Source organism: Flavobacterium aquatile LMG 4008 = ATCC 11947, assembly GCF_000757385.1.
GTDB classification, from domain to species: domain Bacteria; phylum Bacteroidota; class Bacteroidia; order Flavobacteriales; family Flavobacteriaceae; genus Flavobacterium; species Flavobacterium aquatile.
In genome coordinates, this window is sequence record NZ_JRHH01000003.1 from 799389 (window position 1) to 820712 (window position 21324).

16 protein-coding genes are annotated in these 21324 nt (G+C 32.4%); 9 read left to right on the top strand and 7 right to left on the bottom strand.

Features of this window, described 5'->3' with window-relative positions:
* Positions 1 to 38: 38 nt before the first annotated feature.
* The 7 genes from LG45_RS09645 to LG45_RS09675 all read left to right on the top strand — a co-directional run bounded on the left by LG45_RS09645 (position 39) and on the right by LG45_RS09675 (position 8043).
* The gene (locus LG45_RS09645; protein WP_035126560.1) at positions 39 to 494 is read left to right on the top strand and encodes a DUF1801 domain-containing protein; all 456 of its coding nucleotides are present in this window, start codon (positions 39 to 41) and stop codon (positions 492 to 494) included.
* A 3-nt stretch (positions 495 to 497) separates the two neighbouring features.
* Positions 498 to 1133, top strand: a complete 636-nt coding sequence (locus LG45_RS09650) for a Crp/Fnr family transcriptional regulator (protein ID WP_035126562.1) — start codon at positions 498 to 500, stop codon at positions 1131 to 1133.
* A gap of 57 nt (positions 1134 to 1190) precedes the next feature.
* Positions 1191 to 1994, top strand: a complete 804-nt coding sequence (locus tag LG45_RS09655; protein ID WP_035126564.1) for a sulfite exporter TauE/SafE family protein — start codon at positions 1191 to 1193, stop codon at positions 1992 to 1994.
* A gap of 74 nt (positions 1995 to 2068) precedes the next feature.
* Positions 2069 to 3493 carry an MBL fold metallo-hydrolase gene (locus LG45_RS09660; protein WP_035126566.1) on the top strand — a complete coding sequence of 475 codons (1425 nt, stop codon included), beginning with the start codon at positions 2069 to 2071 and terminating at the stop codon, positions 3491 to 3493.
* A 107-nt stretch (positions 3494 to 3600) separates the two neighbouring features.
* Positions 3601 to 3786, top strand: coding sequence for a hypothetical protein (locus LG45_RS09665; RefSeq protein WP_035126568.1), 186 nt, complete (start codon positions 3601 to 3603; stop codon positions 3784 to 3786).
* Between the two features lie 482 nt (positions 3787 to 4268).
* Positions 4269 to 7574, top strand: a complete 3306-nt coding sequence (locus tag LG45_RS09670) for a T9SS type B sorting domain-containing protein (RefSeq protein ID WP_081932062.1) — start codon at positions 4269 to 4271, stop codon at positions 7572 to 7574.
* Between the two features lie 154 nt (positions 7575 to 7728).
* On the top strand, positions 7729 to 8043 hold the full coding sequence (locus LG45_RS09675; protein WP_035126573.1) for an HPF/RaiA family ribosome-associated protein: 315 nt from the start codon (positions 7729 to 7731) through the stop codon (positions 8041 to 8043).
* A 45-nt stretch (positions 8044 to 8088) separates the two neighbouring features.
* Here the strand turns inward: LG45_RS09675 and LG45_RS09680 are convergent, their stop codons facing one another.
* On the bottom strand, positions 8089 to 9135 hold the full coding sequence (locus LG45_RS09680; protein ID WP_035126576.1) for a glycosyltransferase: 1047 nt from the start codon (positions 9133 to 9135) through the stop codon (positions 8089 to 8091).
* Between the two features lie 99 nt (positions 9136 to 9234).
* Entirely contained in the window at positions 9235 to 11661 is a 2427-nt protein-coding gene (pheT, locus tag LG45_RS09685) for a phenylalanine--tRNA ligase subunit beta (RefSeq protein WP_035126578.1), read from the bottom strand.
* Positions 11662 to 11909: 248 nt separating this feature from the next.
* On the opposite strand from pheT, the gene LG45_RS09690 reads away from it, so the two are divergent.
* Complete coding sequence (locus LG45_RS09690; RefSeq protein ID WP_035126580.1) at positions 11910 to 13415, top strand: aldehyde dehydrogenase family protein; 1506 nt, start codon at positions 11910 to 11912, stop codon at positions 13413 to 13415.
* Between the two features lie 86 nt (positions 13416 to 13501).
* A complete protein-coding gene (locus tag LG45_RS09695) occupies positions 13502 to 13876 on the top strand; it encodes a DUF779 domain-containing protein (RefSeq protein WP_035126582.1) in 375 nt (124 codons plus the stop codon).
* Here LG45_RS09695 and LG45_RS09700 read toward each other — a convergent pair whose 3' ends face one another.
* The 5 genes from LG45_RS09700 to LG45_RS09720 all read right to left on the bottom strand — a co-directional run bounded on the left by LG45_RS09700 (position 13877) and on the right by LG45_RS09720 (position 21321).
* Complete coding sequence (locus LG45_RS09700) at positions 13877 to 14800, bottom strand: AraC family transcriptional regulator (RefSeq protein ID WP_035126584.1); 924 nt, start codon at positions 14798 to 14800, stop codon at positions 13877 to 13879.
* Positions 14801 to 14885: 85 nt separating this feature from the next.
* Positions 14886 to 15746, bottom strand: a complete 861-nt coding sequence (locus LG45_RS09705) for a bestrophin family protein (protein ID WP_035126586.1) — start codon at positions 15744 to 15746, stop codon at positions 14886 to 14888.
* A gap of 52 nt (positions 15747 to 15798) precedes the next feature.
* Positions 15799 to 17106: a TolC family protein gene (locus tag LG45_RS09710; protein WP_081932065.1), complete on the bottom strand. Its 1308-nt coding sequence runs from the start codon at positions 17104 to 17106 to the stop codon at positions 15799 to 15801.
* Position 17107: 1 nt separating this feature from the next.
* Positions 17108 to 20203, bottom strand: coding sequence for an efflux RND transporter permease subunit (locus LG45_RS09715; RefSeq protein ID WP_035126589.1), 3096 nt, complete (start codon positions 20201 to 20203; stop codon positions 17108 to 17110).
* 56 nt (positions 20204 to 20259) lie between these two features.
* Positions 20260 to 21321, bottom strand: a complete 1062-nt coding sequence (locus LG45_RS09720) for an efflux RND transporter periplasmic adaptor subunit (RefSeq protein ID WP_035126591.1) — start codon at positions 21319 to 21321, stop codon at positions 20260 to 20262.
* Positions 21322 to 21324: the final 3 nt, after the last annotated feature.

Genomic DNA, 21324 nt, shown 5'->3' on the forward strand with positions numbered 1-21324 from the left:
AAATTAGTTACATTTATTTTAATATAAAATTCATTTTTATGCAATCTACAGCTGCAACACCCGATCAATATTTTTCTGAATTGCCAGAAGATAGAAGAAATGCAATGGAACAATTGCGAAAAGTTGTAACAGATAATATTCCTGCCGGATTTAAAGAAGTCATGTCTTATGGCATGTTAGGATATTGTGTTCCTCATGAAATTTATCCAAATGGTTATCATTGTAATCCTAAAGATCCGTTGCCATTTTTTGCAATAGCATCTCAAAAAAATTCTATAAACATTTATCACATGATGATTTATGCCGATAAAGAATTACACGATTGGTTTGTTGCTGAGTATCCTAAATACTCTAAATCAAAACTTGATATGGGAAAAAGTTGCATCCGATTTAAAAAAACCGCGGATATTCCCTATGATTTAATAGGTGAATTATTAACAAAAGTTACTGTCGATCAGTGGATTGAACGCTACGAAAGCAATTTAAAAAAATAACCAATGATTGATACATTAAAGGAAACCTATGGTTATCTATTTGAAGAAAAACTAATTGAAGAAATTTCACAAGTTGCCACTCTTAAGAATTTTAATGAAGGTGACGTTTTAATTGATTTTGGCGATTACATAAAAAAAATGCCTCTGTTAATTCATGGTGCTATAAAAATATTAAGAGAAGATTTTGATGAAGGCGAGTTGCTCTTGTATTTTATAGAAAAAGGCGATACTTGTGCCATGACAATGGCATGTTGCTTGGGCGATACTAAAAGCGAAATTAGAGCAGTTGCCGAGACGAACGGCCAATTAGTTATGATTCCTGTTAGTAAAATGGAAGAATGGCTTGGCAAATATAAAAGTTGGCGAAACTATGTTTTTAATAGTTATAACAATCGTTTAAAAGAAATGCTCACAGCAATTGATAATCTAGCGTTTATGAATATGGATGAACGATTACTGAATTATTTATCAGAGAAATCAATTGTTAATAAAACCAAAGATATTAAGAGTACACATCAAGAAATTGCTTTCGATTTGCACACTTCTCGAGTAGTAGTTTCTAGATTATTAAAAGCGTTAGAAAACGAAGGTAGAATTCGTTTGCATCGTGCTTCAATTGAATTATTAAACATTAAGTAACCTAAGTTGCACATTGTAAATTTGAATTTATCGACCTTTGTGTCAACAAAAAAATAAATGGAAATTAATTATATAATTGGCTATTTTTTAGCCGTTTTAGTTGGAATAACATTGGGTTTGATAGGAAGTGGTGGTTCTATTTTATCGGTTCCAGTTTTAGTTTACATTATGGGAATAGAACCCATTTTGGCAACAGCTTATTCATTATTTGTTGTTGGAACTACGGCTTTAGTTGGTGGTTTTCAAAAGGCAGTTCAGAAATTAGTCGATTTTAAAAAGGTTTTATTGTTTGGAGTGCCAACGATATCGGCCGTTTTTTTAACCCGAAAATTTATTGTTCCTGCTATTCCAGATGTTATTTTCACTACGCCAACTTTCACTTTGCACAAGTCCGTTTTAATTATGGTTGTTTTTGCAGTTGTGATGATTTCGGCTTCGATAAGAATGATCAAACCAATTAAAGAGAAGATTATTAATGATGATGCAAAACTGAATTACTTCAGAATCATTGTGCAAGGATTATTTATAGGATTAGTAGCAGGATTTGTTGGTGCTGGTGGCGGATTTTTAATAATTCCGGCATTGCTGTTTCTTGCAAAAACACCAATGAAAATGGCTGTTGGAACGTCACTTTTTATAGTCGCAATTCAATCTTTAATTGGTTTTGTTGGTGATATTCGACCAGATCAAATTATTGATTGGAAAGTGGTTTTAATTTTTACAGGATGTTCTATAATTGGTGTTTTCATTGGAAATTATTTATCAAAGAAAATCGATGGAGACAAATTGAAAACTGGTTTTGGATGGTTTGTTCTCGCTATGGGAATTTATATCCTTGTAAAAGAACTTATCTTTTCTTAATCTTTTTATAAATGTAACATTTGATACGCTACATTAATTTCAAATCGATTATTTTTACATAAAATTACAAACAGATGAAAATACAACAAATATATACTGGATGTTTAGCACAAGGTGCTTACTATATTGAAAGTAATGGCGAAGTTGCTATTATTGATCCATTGCGAGAAGTACAACCGTATATTGATATTGCTTCTGCAAATAATGCTCAGATTAAATACATTTTCGAAACTCATTTTCATGCCGATTTTGTAAGCGGTCACGTGACTTTAGCTGAAAAAACAGGAGCGCCAATCGTTTACGGACCAGAAGCCAATCCGAGTTTTAAAGCTCATGTTGCTACTGATGGCGAGGTTTTTAAATTGGGTGAAATTACTATTACTTGTCTTCACACACCTGGACATACCATGGAAAGTTCGTGTTATTTATTGAAAGATAAAGACGGAAAAGATTATGCACTTTTTAGTGGAGATACATTATTTCTTGGTGATGTCGGTCGACCAGATTTGGCTCAAAAAGCTGCACACATGACGCAAGAACAATTAGCTGGAGTTTTATTTGACAGTTTACGAACCAAAATAATGCCTCTTGCCGATGATGTAATCGTTTATCCAGCTCACGGTGCAGGAAGTGCTTGCGGAAAAAATTTAAGTAAGGAAACCGTTGGAAGTATTGGTGAACAAAAAGCGACCAATTATGCGCTTCGTGCCAATATGACTCGAGATGAATTTATTGCAGAAGTGACCGATGGTTTATTGCCACCACCAGCATATTTCCCTATGAATGTGAAGCTTAACAAAGAAGGTTATGCTAATGTTGAAGATATTATCAGCGAAGCAAAACCATTTGATGCAAAAACTTTTGAACTTGTTGCTAATGAAACAGAAGCATTAATTCTTGATGTTCGTCATCAAGATGATTTTGCAAAAGGTCACATTCCGAAATCTATTTTTATTGGAATTGATGGTCAATTTGCTCCTTGGGTTGGCGCTTTAATTTTAGATATTAAACAACCAATTTTACTTGTAACTCCAGTTGGTAAAGAACAAGAAACGATAATGCGATTGGCTAGAGTAGGTTACGACAATACAGTTGGATATCTAAAAGGCGGATTTGAATCGTGGAAAAATGCTGGATTAGAATTTGATACAGTAACTTCGGTTTCTGCCGAAAAATTGGATGAAATTATGAAACAGTTTGAAAGTAATAATGAAAAAGCATCAGTTTTTGATGTTAGAAAACCTGGAGAATATGCTGCCGAACACATTTTAGATGTGCCATCAACACCATTAGATTTTATCAACGACCATTTGTCTGAATTTCCAAAAGAAGATACATTTTATGTGCATTGTGCTGGAGGATATCGCTCTATGATTGCGGCTTCTATTTTAAAATCTCGTGGTTATCATAATGTAGTGGATGTTTTAGGCGGATTTTCGGCGATTAAGAAAACAGAGATTAAGACAACAAATTATGTTTGTCCATCAACTTTAAAATAAAATTAGAAGAATATCACAATTAAGTTAAATTTAAGAAGTTAGATAAATTATTTTTCTATATTTGATTTATTAAAGGAAATAATTATTAATTAAAACTAAGATATAAAATGAAAAAAGTAACATCAATTTTAGCTGTAGCAGCATTTTTATTTGCAATGAATGTAAATGCGCAAGAGCAAGAACCAAAAGCTAAAAAGAAAGCTAAGACAGAAAAAACAACTTCAACAACAGATAAAAAATCTTGTTCTGAAGGTGAGAAAAAAGCGGGATGTTGTTCTAAAAAAGCAGCTTAAATTTATAAATTGTAATTTCAATTTTAAAAGAGTGTTTGAGTAATCAAGCACTTTTTTTATGTCAAATTTTAATTGATTAATTAGATTTTTTAATTTATACATGATGAAAAATATAAATCTTAATTTAGATTGTGTAACAATGTTTACTTATAATTAGCCGAAATTTGTAGATATAAATTAATGTTTTATAAAGTTTAAAGACTTAACTACATCGTATTTATTTTCTTCTTTTTTTTACAAAGCAATTCGTAAATTAATTTTTCATTCTGGGGTATTGATTCATGAAGAAATTTACTTACGATGTAGTTACCAATCCACAACAGCAATGTTGTGGATTTTTTTTCTAAAAAACATATAAAATCATTGCACAAAATTAGATATCTTACATTATTTTAGATAATAAATGCTATTTGGTTCTATTATTTTATTAAATTTGATGAGAGTTCCCAAAATTCTGCCAAATAAAATGCTATAATAGTGATATGAAAAGAAAATTAGATTTCATTTTCTTATGGATATTAGTTTTGCCTATTTCGATGATGGGCTTCACATTTACCGCCAACGCAACAGATGAATCTTGCGCTGGAAACGGAACCATAACTTTTACAACTTCCAACCCTAATCCTAGTGGTTCAATACTTTTTGTTGTTTATAAATTACCCGAGACCACAACTCCATATGCAACTGTAAGTAGTTCTATAATTAATGGACTTTCAGCTGGAACTTACAATATTATTGCTCGAGAAACAGTTAATGGAGTTACTACTACTCAACAACAACAGGTAGTAATTAATAATACAATTGTTCCTCTAGTTTATAGTGTAACAGCATTAAATCAGGCGTGTTCATCAACAAGTACTATTTCAGTAGATATAATTTCTGGAGTTGGCACTTCCTATGAAATAATTGATGGACCAATGCTTTTTCCATCTCAAACAAGTAATGTATTTACAGGTTTAATAGCTGGAATATACCGCGTTAGAGTTTTTGATGATTGTGGAACAGGAGTAGTTCAAACTTTTACAGTCACTTTAAATCCAGCCGGATTAACCATAAATCAACCGGTAATTACTAATACTGCGCCACCTTCATGTAATTTTATTGTTGTAACCAATACTTTAACTCCTGCATCTGGAACTGTAATTGGTTATCCCTTGGATATTACGTATACAGTTAATCCTCCAAACGGAGGTTCACCAATAATTACAACTTCTACATTAAATACTGGAAATGCAACTTCACAAAATTTAGTCTTAACAATTCCTGATTATATTAATGAGACTTATGATTATTCAATTTCAATTACAGATGCTTGCGGTGCAACTTATACTGAAAATTTTCCGTTAGATAATTCAATACAAATATCAAGCAATATTAATATTTTAGAATGTAATCAGAATTATTTTTCGTTGAATATTAGTAATTTCACACCACCATTTAATTTAAATTTCACTTCTGTTCCTGCTGGATTTGATCCTGCTTTATACAATAGTGGTTATCCCGGACCATTTTCTACAAGTATGGTTGAGTTTGGTTCAGATACTAATATTACACCTTTAGGTAGTTATACGGTAGAAATTGTTGACAGTTGCGGAAGAACTGGAACCAGAGTTTTTACTATAGATTTTATTCAACCTGAACCCAACGTGTTTGCTGCAAGTAATGGTTGTTTATCCAATACTGGAAATTTTACTATTTCAATTACCAATTTTGATATTGTTACAGCCGTGATAACTTCGGCTCCAGCTGGATATCCCAATTCGTTGCCGCATACAGTTTCTACGTTTATTAACTCGCAAGGAGATTTAGTTATGAATCCTGTGCCGTTTGGTGATTATATAGTTGACTTAATTGATGAATGCGGTACTGTTTTACCTCCAGTTTCAGTCACAGTTTCTGCCTATGTCGATCAAGGTAATTCAGTTAATTTTAGACCAGGATGTGCCTTAGGTTTTACTTCTTTAGAATTATCAAGTAATAATGGTGGTTTTACTTCTGTTATAATTTCATCAGCTCCATCTGCTTATACAGCAACTTTGCCAAATAATATTACTGGAAATATTCTTGCTAATGGTAGATTATATTTAGATAATTTACCACAAGGAACTTATATTTTTGATATTGTAGATGTATGTGGTTTTACAACTTCTTATACAGTTGATGCACAGGGTTATTCAATTTCAGATAATACTTCATCACTACAAATTAATTGTGGTTCTTTCAATGTGCCACTTTCTTTTGCAAGTAATGGTGTTATGGCTCAAAGTTTCTGGTTGCAAAAGCTCATCGATCCAGCAACAAATACTTGGGGTCATCCTGGAACTAACGTGGTTTACACAGAAGGCACAATTCCTGATGGAAATAACTCGTATCAATTAATAAATTTCACATCCAATTTTAACTTATCCTTTAACGGCACTTTTAGAATTTTTAGACATTTTCTATCGTTTAATAACGGAGCATCTGTTTTAAGTGGTGCCAATTCTTCTATTGATAAGAATTGTTTTGAAGTTATCAATCCAGGTTTAGATTTCGATCAAGCATTGGAAATTCTCAGTACTAATAGACTATTTTGCTCTTCATCAGGAACTTTAGATGTAGTTCTTTCTGCAACAGGTGAAGCGCCACTAAATTATTCGATTATTACTCAAAACGGTACACCATTTTTTTTAGATAATGGAACTTCCAATATTTTTTACAATCTTCCAACTGGTGTTTATACTTTTCAAGTGGAAGATGTATGCGGAAACATTGTTACAAAAATCTATGATGTTGCGGCTTTGTCATCTTTCATTAATGCCAGTCAACCAGATGATTTATTGCAATGTACTAACTTAATTACGGGTAATGAAACATTTAATCTAGGTGTTCAAACGCCAATTATTTTAGGGTCATTACCGCCAGCTGAGTATTCTATTAGTTATCATGTTTCTGTAAATGATGCTCAAAATGATGTAAATGAAATTACCAATTTAACTAATTTTAATCCAACTACGAATCCACAAACGATTTATGTCAGAATGATTTTTAATGCTGTACCCGATTGTTATGATATAAAATCATTTGATGTAATTGTCGGACAGAATCCAGTAATTACAACACCATCAAATACACTTGGATGCAGTTCAAGTCCGGTTACTTTAGATGCATCGGCAGGAAATCTTCCTACAACTACTTATTTATGGTCGACAGGTGCCACTACGCCAACCATAACAGTTTCTCAACTTGGAGTTACTAATCTTACGGTTACAGCTACCAATAGTTATGGTTTAAATTTTTGTTCTAATACTAAAGATATTACTGTAACAATATCTGAGCAACCTGAAATCGAGCAGCTTGTTACTGTTGATTGGACGGAAAATGATAATTCAATTACGGTTCTCACAACCAATACAGGTGCTTTTGAATATTCATTGGATGATGTTATTTATCAAGATTCAAATGTGTTTTCTAATCTTGTTCCAGGATTCTATACAGTTTATGCAAAAGATAAATTTGGTTGTGGAAAAACACAACAAGTTATCTGGATTCTTTATTACATCAGATTTTTTACACCAAATGGTGATGGTGTTAACGAAACGTGGAGAATTAGAAATTCTCAATTTGAAGAAAATTTAACGGTCGTAATATTTGACAGATATGGTAAAGTAATTACCTCTTTTGGTTCTGATGATCAAGGTTGGGATGGATTTTATAATGGGCAACAAGCAATTTCCGACGATTATTGGTTTTTGGTTAGTAGACAAGATGGACGAACTCATCATGGACATTTTGCTTTAAAGCGATAATTTTGTAATCTAATTATTTTCTGATGGTTAGGGTAAAACCTAATAGTATTAAATCTTAAAATTTTCACATATTTTTCATAATCTTATATTAATCAATCGGATTTTTGTTTGCTTATTAGTAACTTTATAAAACTAATATAAAAACAAATAAACCATGCAAATTCTAATTAACACAGACAAAAACGTAGACGGAAACGAAAGAGCAATAAACTATTATACAGCAGAATTAAAAAGAGAATTAGACCGATTTGATGATAAAATCACAAGAGTAGAAGTACATTTTGGAGATGAAAATGGAGAAAAATTTGGAAAGAATGACAAGCGTTGTATGTTAGAAGTTCGATTACAGAAAAAACAACCAATTGTAGTTACTGATCACGCAGAATCTCCTGAAAAAGCATTCTATCATGCAGTTGAAAAGCTTAAAAAAGTATTGAATTCAACATTCGAAAAAATGCGTGAATATTAATATAAAAAGTAAAAGCCTAGTGAGTTTTCATTAGGCTTTTTTTAATTATTTTATTTCAAATTTATAATTTATAATATATTTAATAACTGCAATTGGACTTGCATAATTATCATAATATTGTCTTACGTTTTCAGATAAATAGTTGCAATAGTTATCATTAGTAAGCAATAATTCTACACCAGCATTTAATTCATCGTCTGTTGTTGCTATGTGAATGTGTTTTGCATGAATCAATTCTTCGGGTAGTTTATTAGAGATTGGGGTGGAAATAATTGGTTTTCCTAAAGCCAAAAATTCGCCTAGTTTCCAGCCATGGCATTTATGAACCGATGGCGTGTTAAATACAATTTTAGATAAAATAGTTTTGGCTACATATTCTTTGGCAGAATAAGATTTATAGAATAATATATTTTTAAATCCTTGAGGTATTAAAGTATCTTTTGATGTAAAAAAGCCTCCTTCAAATTCGCAGTCATTTGATTTACAAGCTTCTATAAATTTTTTTCGCAAAAGATTGGTTCTAGACATAGAATCTGAATCTTGCCATAAACTAGCAATCATATAGATGTAAGGAGTTTTTTCAGTACTATTTTTTGGATATTTGGTAGCACGATATTCCGCCAATTTTGGTCGTTTAAGTTGTTCAAGATAATCTCTTAAAAATCGTTTAATAGGAATGATTAAGCCTGCTTTGCATTTGATTAAATTACTAATGCAATTATAAATAGTTTCTGGATGATTCCATATTTTAATTCCAAAACTCGGTGGAATTGAAATTATTTTTTCTTGAAAATTCACATTTTGATTTAGCTCCAGATTTATTTTTGCATAATAATCACACCAATCATATGCGGTTGAATTTATATCATTTGGATCGCAAAAATCAACAATATACTTTGTCATTTTATTAGAATTGATAACAACGAATGCAAAATAATGTTCAAATGCAAATTCTTCCTTCTTTCGTTTTAAATCTGAAAAATACTTTGTAGAAAATGTTACGTTTTTCTTTCCGAAAACTTGATACAATCCTTCTATATAAAACGATGCATAAAGTATTCTTGATGTAGGATCAATTATTATTTTAGGCATATTTAGATACGTTTTAGAAAGAGTTTATTTTAATTAAATGTAAAGATAAAAAAATCCCAAGATGTTGGTCTTGGGATTTTTAATATTCTATTTAATTTTTTATCGAAGTTGCGCTCCAAGTTCGGATTCAAAGTTATTTTGTAACTTACTCATTATTTTGTCAATTTGAGTATCGGTAAGTGTTTTGGTTGCATCTTGAATAATGAAACTTACTGCATACGATTTTTTTCCTTCGGGTAGATTTTTACCTTCATAAACGTCAAATAAATTGATTTCTTTTAAAAGTGACTTCTCTGTTTGACGAGCCACTTTATAAACCGATTCAAATGCTACAGAAGAATCTACCAATAAAGCAAAATCTCTTCGAACTTCAGGATATTTCGGAATTGCAGTGTATTTTATTTTATTCGATAATAATTTTAAAACCAAATCCCAATTGAAGTCGGCATAAAATACTTCTTGTTTAATGTCAAAATGTTTAAGTATCGATTTTTTAACCGTTCCCATTTCTACCAAAACATCATTTCCATAAGTGAATCCAATTCCTTCTGCGAAAACATCATTTTCTACTGGCGCATTTTGAGTTTTATCAAATCCTAATCGTGATAAAATTGAATTTACATATCCTTTAAATAAGAAGAAATCAGTTGGTTTTTGTGCATTTGTCCAACTTTCTAAAGCTCTATTTCCAGTTGAAAATAACGTTAAATGTTTCTTTTCATTAAATCCAGACAATAATTTGCGGTAGCTTTTTCCAAATTCAAATAATTTTAAATCGCTATTTTTTCTGTTGATATTATAGGAAACCGCTTCTAATCCAGAAAATAACATCGATTGGCGCATTGCCGATAAATCATTACTTAACGGATTTAACATCACTACATTATATTCCTCTTTCAATAATTCCGATAGTTTAATATAATCTGGAGTTGTTAAAGAGTTGGCCATCATTTCATGAAATCCAAACGAATTCAATTGTGATGCTACAATATTTTGAACTTTATAATCTTCTGTTCTTGGCGCTTTGGCAACCGTCGCATGAAACTTCTTAGTAAAGTTGATATTGTTGTATCCGTAAACACGCAAAATTTCTTCAATTACATCAACTTCACGCTGAACATCAACTCTGTAAGCAGGAATTATTAATCCCAAACCAGCATCTGATGAACTATTTACTTTGATGTCTAACGAAGCAACGATTTTTTTAATAGTTTCTTTTGGTAACTCTTGACCAATTAATTTATTAGCTTTTTCAAAATTTAAGAAAACAGCAAAGTCTTCAATTTTTTTCGGATAAATGTCAATGATATCAGAAGTGATTTCGCCACCAGCAACTTCTTGAATTAAAAGTGCAGCGCGTTTCAATGCATATTCGGTAATTGTAGGATCAATTCCTCTTTCAAAACGGAATGATGCATCGGTACTTAAACCGTGACGTTTAGCCGTTTTACGAATCGCAACCGGATTAAAATAAGCGCTTTCCAAAAATATACTTGTTGTATTTTCTGAAACTCCCGAATTTTTTCCACCGAAAACTCCAGCCAAACACATCGGACCTTTATCATCACAAATCAATAAATCTTCTTCATGCAATGTTCGTTCAACATCATCTAGCGTTGTAAACTTTGTTCCAGAAGCAACCGTTTTTACAGTTACTTTTCCGTTGATTTTTGCAGCATCAAAGGCATGTAACGGCTGACCTAATTCGTGTAAAACATAATTAGTTACATCAATTACATTGTTTTTTGGAGTTAATCCGATAGATTTTAATCGGTTTTGCAACCAACTTGGAGATGGTTTTATTGATACTCCAGAAATAGTAACTCCACAATACCTTGGTGCTAAAGTTGCATCTTTAACATCAATATCTATTTTAAGGGTTCTTTTATCAACTTTAAAGGTTGAAACAGAAGGAGTAATCAATTCTAAAGAAGAATTTGTATTTTTCTGAATTAAACCTGCTCTTAAATCTCGCGCAACACCCATGTGTGACATAGCGTCGGCGCGATTTGGAGTCAATCCAATTTCAAAAACTTCATCATTTTCAATATTAAAAACTTTTGCAGCTGGAGTTCCAGGTTGTAATTCTGAATCCAATATCATAATTCCATCATGAGAAGTACCAAGACCCAATTCGTCTTCTGCACAAATCATTCCGTGACTTTCTTGTCCGCGAATTTTTCCTTTTTTAATTTCAAATTCGATTCCGTCTTTATCAAATAATTTTGTACCAATTGTAGCAACAGGTACTTTTTGTCCAGCAGCAACGTTACTTGCGCCACATACAATTTGAACTGGAGTTCCATTACCTAAATCTACAGTTGTAATATTTAAACGATCGGCATCGGGATGTTTTTCGCAAGTCAAAACATGACCTACAACTACACCTTCCAATCCACCTTTTACAGATTGGTATTTTTCAACTATTTCTACTTCCAATCCTAAATCGGTTAGCATAGAAGCAACATCTTCGGTAGTTGAATCTATTTTCAAAAATTGTTTAATCCAGTTGTAAGAAATCTTCATGGTAATCGTTTATTTTTTGAGGTGGCAAAGATACGCATTGTTGCATTTACATCAAATTATATTTTGTTCAATTAAAGCTTTCTTTTGAATTATTAATTTAATAAAATAAACGTTATATTTTTTTATAATTTGCAATTAACGCATGTTAAAATTATAGACTTAGCGGTTTTGTGCTATCAAATGAACTTTTTGTGCTATTTAGATTTGATTATTGAAGCTACTTTTGATAAAACTAAAATTTAAATTATATGAGCAATATAGCACAAAGACCTGATTTTAAGGCAAAGTATGATAATTATATAGGAGGAAAATTCGTTGCTCCAATTAACGGAAACTATTTCGATGTGGTTTCTCCGATAGATGGAAAAGTGTTTACTCAAGCAGCACATTCATCTAAAGAAGATTTAGAAATGGCTGTAGATAGCGCTCACAAAGCATTTGAAACTTGGGGAAAAACTTCAGTTACTGAACGTAGTATTTTACTAAATAAAATCGCGCAAGTTCTTGAAGATAATCTGGCGTATTTAGCTGCAGTTGAAGCTGTAGATAACGGAAAACCAATTCGCGAAACTACTTATGCTGACATGCCATTAGCAATTGATCATTTTAGATATTTTGCTGGCGTAATTCGTGCTGAGGAAAGTTCGATTGCGGAACTTGATGCCAATACAGTTTCTATAGCTTTAAGCGAACCATTAGGTGTAATTGCTCAAATTATTCCATGGAATTTTCCAATATTAATGGCGGTTTGGAAATTAGCTCCAGCATTGGCAGCAGGAAATACTGTTGTTTTAAAACCAGCAGAAAGTACTCCAATTTCTATCATGGTTATGATGGAATTAATAGGTGATTTATTACCTCCAGGAGTTGTAAATATCGTTAACGGATTTGGTTCTGAACTAGGTCGTGCGTTAGTTACTAATAAAAAAGTAGCTAAAGCGGCATTTACTGGTTCAACTACAACTGGTAGATTAGTGATGCAATATGCAACAGAAAATATTATTCCGGTTACATTGGAACTAGGAGGAAAGTCTCCGAATATATTCATGAAATCGGTTGCAGATCACGACGATGATTTCTTCGATAAAGCTATTGAAGGTGCGGTTTTATTCGCTTTAAATCAAGGCGAAATTTGTACGTGTCCATCAAGATTATTGGTTCATGAAGATATTTACGATAAATTTATAGCAAGAGTTATCGAAAGAACTGAAGCAATTGTTGCAGGAAATCCTTTAGATATGGCAACTATGATTGGCGCTCAAGCGTCATTGGTTCAGAAGGAGAAAATAATGTCGTACATTAAATTAGGAAAAGAAGAAGGAGCAGAGGTCTTAACTGGTGGTGATGAAAATGTTTTTGATGGCGATCATGTTGGTGGCTATTACATCAAACCAACGATTTTTAAAGGTCACAACAAGATGCGAATTTTTCAAGAAGAAATCTTCGGACCAGTTTTGGCAGTAACCACTTTTAAAACTACAGAAGAGGCGATTGCTATAGCAAATGATACTATGTATGGTCTTGGCGCAGGAGTTTGGACACGCGATGCACACGAAATTTATCAAGTTCCAAGAGCTGTTCAAGCTGGTAGAGTTTGGGTAAATCAATATCATTCGTATCCTGCAGGAGCTCCATTTGGAGGTTACAAGCAATCGGGAATTGGTAGAGAAAATCATAAAATGATGCTTGGTCATTACCGTCAAACTAAAAACATGTTGATTTCTTACGATAAAAAGAAATTAGGATTCTTTTAGTTTATTGATTTGTTGAACAAACCTGCAAGGTCTTTTTAGATCTTGTAGGTTTTTTTATTTTAAATTTGAATTTAAATAATTATCAAATGACAAAACGACTTGATGCTACTAAAGAAGCAATAGATTTAATACATATTCTACAGGAAAAACACGGCGATTTGATGTTTTATCAAGCTGGCGGATGTTGTGAAGGAACTCAGCCACAATGTTTTGAAAAAGGTGGTTTTTACCAACGAATGGGCGATGTTTGCATCGGAACTCTTGAAAATACTGAGTTTTGGGTTGATAAAGATTTATTCGAATATTGGAAGCATGCGCATTTTACTTTGAAAGTAATTGATGCATTTGGAGTTGGTGGATTTTCATTAGAAACTCCTTTGAAGAAAACGTTTCAAATTGAATATAGAATTTTTACCGAAGACGAAGAGAAAGATTTAGAACCAGTAAAATATATTGAATAACTAATTCACGTACAACAATTGATATTGTTTAGGAGTAATTCCTTCATGCTTTTTAAACAATCTAATGAAATAATTGGCATCTTCGAATCCAGATAAATAACACACTTCGTTAATTTGAATGGATGGATTTTTGAGCAATTTTTTGGCATATTTTATCTTTTCATTCAGGACAAATTCAATCGGACTCATGCCTAATTCTCGTTTGAAAAAGCGGTAAAATGATGTCGTACTCATGCATGCTTTATCACTTAAACTTTTCAAATTAATATTTTCTTTTAAGTTCAATCGGATAAACTCAATCACTTCAGAGATAGGATTATTTGGATTGCTAAATAATCCGTCATCAATAGATTTTGCAGTTTGCGTTTGAATAATTCGTATCAACAATTCTTGTAAAGTCAAGTCGGCCAGAGCATCTTTTGTAATTGATGTACTCATGCACTCTTTTATCAATTTATTGATTGTTGCTGCTAAATCGACATTGTTGTAAAAAAAATAATTCTGATAATTTAATTGCCAATAATTGTCAACACCTTCTTTTGGATAACGTTCGTTTAAAAAACTTAAAGTATCTTTTATTTTAGATTGTTCAATGGCTAACGCCAAACATTGTGTAGGATTATTTTTGGAAGCTTCTGGAAAATCGATTTTCATTTCAACATTCGATGGTATTACAACCGTTTCGCCTGGTAAATAATCAAATCCTGGCTCGTCAAAAAGATGCATTACTTTTTTTCCTCGCAACATACTTGTTACTACCAAATCATTGAACTTTAAAGGAACCAATTGCGACTCTTGATAAGTTTCAAAAAGATTGAGTTCGCAATTATTCAAAGAGTAAACCGTTCTGTTTTCAACTAAAGTCTTTAGCGATTTTTCTGTTGATAATTCGGGTTTTGTGAGTAATGTTCTTTGATTGTTCATGAGGAAAATTATAAAAAACTAATTTAAGAAAAAAAATTAGTTTTGAATAAAATTTCCTCAAAATTTATTGAAAAATTATAATTTACTATAACAATTCTTCAACATGTTTCTTAATGTTTTCGGCAATTTTCTTTGTAGGTAAATCGTTTTCATCACTTCCAAAAGGATCTTCAATTTCTTCGGATATAAGTTCTAAACTCGCCAAAACATAAAAGATGAAAACTACTACTGGAGCAACATAGTATCCTAAACTAAAAGCATAACCAAAAGGTAAAGTCATCACATAAAAAAAGATGAATTTTTTTATAAATGCGCTGTAGGAATAAGGAATAGGTGTGTTTTTAATTCGTTCACAAGCTCCGCAAATATCCGTAAATGATTGTACTTCGGCATTAAGAATTATCAATTGATCACCAGTAATTTTTTTAGAATTGTATAAATCATTTACCTTGTGAAACATAATTTTTGCCACTTGATTGGGTTTGTGATTATGATGTGGCTCCAAATTTATATCATCAAATAATTCTTTAGAAATTTCTTCTCCTTTTAAATGTTTGTTTAAAATGGAAGCATAACTCGGAATTAATTTTCTAAAAAATTTTCGGTCGTTTTCATCCGTAAGTATTACCGATAATTTTATGGCAAGATTTCGACTATTATTTACTAAAGAACCCCAAAGTTTTCGACCTTCCCACCAACGATCGTAGGCAGAGTTTATTCTATAAGCCAGCAGCAATGAAATTACGAAACCCAACATTCCGTGCATTATTGTGATGTTTTTCACATAACTTTTCTCGGATAGTTGCCAAATTTCAACTTCTAAATAGCCAACAATTCCAGAGTAAATCCCAATTGCAATCATTAGAGGAAACAATGTTCTAAAAGTATCTGCTTTATGAAATTTGAAGATAAAGGTGAACCAATCTTTGGTGTTGTATGAAACCATTTTTGTAGCTTATTTTTCGCAAATATAACTATTATTTCAGTTCAAATAGAATTTAAAAAGTTAGATTTCCAGCCAATTCTTTCAATGCAATTTCTGATAATTTTGCTTGAAATTGGGTATTGCTATTTCTCACTTTTGCGTTGATATAATTGAGCTGAGCGGTTCTAAACTCTAATGTTGCAATGGTTCCAATTCGAAATTTTTCTAAGGTAATATCTAAATTTTGTTTGGCTATTGCTTCATTTTTTTCTTCCAATTTAGAAAGTTCTAAGTTGGTTAAATACGTTTGATAAGACGTTGTTAATGTTGTGGCCAACGCTTGAGTTTGTTGCTCAATTGCAATTGTTGAGTTCTCTATTTGAATCTTAGCAATTTTTTCGTTTCTGTTTTGTGCAAATCCATCAAATAAATTTAAAGTTGCTGTAAAACCATAATTGAATCCTTTTGCAGACGATTGGGTAACGAAGCCTAAACTCGATTCACTTTCTGAGAAATTGTAGGCAGAGTTTAATCGTAAAATTGGATATCGATCTCCTTTGACTTGTTTCAATTGCAATTCGGCTACTCTTTTATTCAGTATTTGAGCTTCTAAAATCGGGTTTTGTTTTTCTGCAAGCGATTGTAATTCAGGTAATAATAAATTTGTGTCGACAGTAATTTGTTCAATAACTTTAAATTCTGTTTTAACATCACGAGCTAAAATCTGATTTAATAACGTTTTGGTGTTGGCATACAATTCTTTTTGTCGCAATAACGTTGTTGTATCGGTATTTAAATCTACTTGCGCATTCAAGACTTCCAATTTGGATGCCTTCCCGATAGTATATCTGTTTTGTGCTAATTCTACTCGCTGGTTTGAAATTACTATTGAAGAATCTAAAGCGGCAAGTTGTTGTTGTTGTTGAACCAAATCATAATAAGTAGCATTTACATCGCTTATTTTTGTGATGATTGTTAACTTTAATTCGGCTTCACCTAACTTTTGTAATGTTTTTAATTGGTCCAATTTGGCAAACATTTTGAAACCATCAAAAATAGTCCAATCCAATCCAACTCCGTAGGTTAGACTATTGTTTTTGGCATTATCAAGTTCTGTTACTGTTCCGTCTTGTCTAGTTTGTGAAGTATTTTGTACACTATTATTGTCAACAACATTTGCAGTTAATTTGGGCATCATACCTGCATTTCCGTAGGCAACATTCGATTGATCAATTCGTAAATCGTTCTTTGATATTTTAATTTCATAATTGTTTTCTAACGCAATTTTCACAGCATCTTCAAGTGTTAAAACTTCTTGTGCGTTGGTTTTAAAAAAGCTAAAACAAATTATAATCAGTAATTGAATTTTATTTATTTTCATGTTATTTAACGGATTTTTCATATTCATCAATATGATCAAATTCTGGGTAATGTTTTCTGGCTTTAGACCACATTAAATACAATGCCGGAATTACAAAAAGTGTGAGAATTAACGAGAAAATTGTTCCTCCCACGATAACAACTCCCATACCAATTCTACTTGTTGAAGCAGCACCAAGTGACATAGCGATTGGTAATGCTCCAAGTGCAATAGCTAAACTGGTCATTAAAATTGGACGAAGTCGTGCTTCTGATGCTTCTAGAATTGCTTCTAATTTTGGTTTTCCTTGTTCTCGTAATTGATTGGCAAACTCGACAATTAAAATTCCATTTTTGGTTACTAATCCAATTAGCATTACGGTTCCAATTTGGCTAAAAATATTCCAAGTTTGATCAAACAACCAAAGCGAAAATAAAGCTCCAGCAACAGCCATTGGAACAGTCAAAATAATAATAAAAGGATCGATAAAACTTTCAAATTGTGCTGCTAAAATTAAGAAAATTAATAATAAAGCCAGTCCAAAAGCGAAAGAGGTATTTGAACTACTTTCGACAAAATCTCGCGATTCTCCACCTAAATCGGTTGTAAAGGTATCGTCCAGAACTTTGGCTTTTATTTCGTTCATCGCATCAATTCCGTCGTTGATACTTTTTCCTGGTGCTAATCCAGCAGAAATTGTTGCCGACATATACCTATTATTGTGATACAATTGTGGAGGATTACTTTTTTCTTCAATCGTAACCACATTATCCATTTGAATTAATTGCCCCGAACTATTTTTGACAAACATTGAAGTTAAATCCAAAGGTTTAGAACGGTCTTTTTGGTCAAATTGTCCTATTACTTGGTATTGTTTTCCGCTTCTCATGAAATAACCAAAACGCTGACCACTTAAGGAAAGTTGCAATGTTTGAGCAATATCAATAACAGATATTCCTAAACTTTCGGCTTTCTCACGATTAATAGTTACGTTGATTTCGGGTTTATTAAATTTCAAATTTACATCAACGGTAGAAAATGTTTCATTTTTGTTAGCTTCATCCATAAAAAGCGGAATCTTCTCTTGAAGTTTTTCAAAGTTTGGAGCTTGGATGATATATTGAATCGGTAAACCACCACGTCGATTCACCGCAATTGTTGGTTGTTCAACAACCGATGTTTTTGCATCTGGATATTGCTTAGTCCATTTGGTTAATTTTTCGGCAATTTCCTTTTGGGAACGTTCTCTTTCATTTGGTTCTGATAATGCAATTCGAACACGACCACTATTTACAGTAGAAGCACCAAAACCTGGTGAAGTGATAATCAAACTCACTTTCTTTTCTGGAATGGAATCATCGACCAATCTAGAAATTTCCTGCATGAATTTATCAGTGTATTCATAAGACGAACCTTCCGGAGCTGTTATACTCATTGTTAAAGCGCTTCGATCATCATAAGGCGCAGTTTCTTTTTGAAGAATACTGAAAAACAAATAAATCAATCCGAAACAAATCGCGATGATTGGAAAACTCAACCATTTTCTTTTCATAAATCGATTCAAATAACTCGCATAACTTGAATTTAATTTTTCAAAATAAGGTTCGGTTTTAATATAGAATTTTGATTTTTTTTGTTCGCCACCTTTCATTAAATACGCATTCAACATCGGAGTTAATGTCAATGATACAAAGGCCGAAATTAAAACAGCGGCACCAATTACAACGCCAAATTCTCGAAAGAGTCGACCCACAAATCCTTCTAAAAAGATTACAGGTAAAAACACGGCGGCAAGAGTAATTGATATTGAAATTACAGCAAAAAAGATTTCATTTGAACCTTTAATTGCAGCTTCAATAGGCGACATTCCTTCTTCAACTTTTTTATAAATGTTCTCGGTTACTACAATTCCGTCATCAACAACTAATCCGGTTGCAAGGACAATTGCTAATAGTGTCAGTACGTTTATTGAAAATCCAAACAACCACATTATGAAAAAGGTCGCAATCAATGAAACAGGAATATCAATCAAAGGACGAAAGGCAATTGCCCAATCCCTAAAAAATAAATAGATAATTAAGATTACCAATAAAATGGATATCCCTAATGTTTCTGCTACTTCAACAACCGATTTTTTAACGAAAACAGTCGAATCAATTACTACGTTTAATTTAATATCTTTAGGTAAATCTTTTTTAAGTTTTTCAAATTCGGCATAAAATTCTTTAGAAATATCAAGATAATTTGCTCCAGGAAGTGGTACTATTGCAACTCCTACAAGTGGTAATCCCGATTGACTCATTTTGGTTTCGATATTTTCTGCACCTAATTCGGCATAACCTACATCGCTAAAACGAACGATTTTCTCACCTTCTGAACGAATTATTATATTATTGAATTCTTCTGGTTTAGACAAATTCCCAACAGTTTTTACCGTTAGTTCAGTACTACTTCCAGTTAATTTTCCCGATGGTAATTCAACATTTTGTTGGTTTAAGGCATCACGAACTTCGGCAACTGTGCAACCGTAAGAAGCCAATTTTACTGGATCAATCCATAAACGCATGGCGTAGCGTTTTTGTCCCCAAATTTGAATTCCACTTACACCAGCAATAGTTTCTAGTCGTTGACCAATAACGTTTTCTGCATAATCACTTAACTCTAATGGCGTTCTAGTATCGCTTTGAACGGTCATCGAAATTATCGCTTGACCATCAGCATCGGCTTTAGAAACTACCGGCGGCGCATCGATATCTTGCGGTAAACTTCTAACGGCTTGTGATACTTTATCACGAACATCATTGGCAGCTTCTTCAAGGTTTTTATCCAAATTAAATTCGACTGTAATATTACTACTTCCTTGAATACTGGAAGAAGTTACATTTCGAATTCCATCGATAGAATTGATTGCTTTTTCTAACGGTTCGGTTATTTGTGATTCAATGATATCTGAATTTGCTCCAGCATAATTGGTTCTAATGGATATTTGTGCAGGATCAATCGAAGGAAATTCGCGAACACCTAAAAAAGAATAACCAATAGCTCCAAAAAGTACAATTGCTAAATTGATAACAATTGTAAATACGGGTCTTTTGATACTTAACGTTGATAAACTCATATATTTTTATTTTCAGATTTTAGATTTCAGATTTAGTACTGAAAATCATAAAATCATTACTTTTTGATTCTTACTTTAACTGGTGTATCGGCTTTCAAACTCATAACACCACTTGTAATTATAGTGTCTCCTGCTTTTAAACCTGATAACACTAGAATAGAAGAATCGGTTCTTGTTGCAGTTTCTACCATCACTTCTTTGGCTTTTCCGTTTTCAGAAACAAAGACTTTTTTACCATTTTGAACAGGAACGATTGCTTCAGTTGGAATTACAATGGCGTCTTTTATAATTTCTAATGGTAGTTCTACATTGGCATAAGTTCCTGCAAGAAGTTTTCCATCGCTATTTTCAGCGATTGCTCTTACTTGTAACGTTCTAGTATTTGCATCTACACTTGGTTCAATTGCATATACTTTGGCAGAGTATTTTTCGGTTGAACCTGTAACGGTAAAACTTAAATTACTATTAGGCTTTACTTGAGTTGCATATTTTTCTGGAATCGAAAATGTAATTTTTAATTTGGAAACATTTACTAAATTGGCAACCAGAATAGTAGGAGTAATGTAAGTTCCAGGCGAAATCGAACGTAATCCGATTTTACCAGAAAAAGGAGCTCGAACTGATGTTTTAGCAATTTGAGCCTGAATTAACTGACTTTGTGATTGTGCCGTTCTTAAATCTGCTCTAGAAATATCATATTCTTCTTGGCTTATTGCTTCTTTTTTAAGTAATAAACCTGCACGTCGTTCATTTTCAGATGCTAATCCTTGTTTGGTTTGCGCTTGGCGTAATTGTGCACGAAGTTCGGCATCATTAACTTTAAAAAGTAATTGCCCTTTAGATACAAAACTACCTTCTTTAAAATTGATACTTTCAACAATTCCAGATACTTCGCTTCGAATTTCTACTTGCTCGTTGGCTTCAATAGAACCTGATAGTGACAGATTATTATCAAATGTTTCTGTTTTGGCTACAATGCCGCCAACAGTCATTTCTTTTCCTTTTCCACCTTTTCCTTTTGGATCTTCGGTTTCGCTTTTATTTTCTGTAATTCTATAGGCGATAAATGCACCAAGACCAATTATTAAAAGTGCGTAAACAAGGTATTTTATTTTCATAGC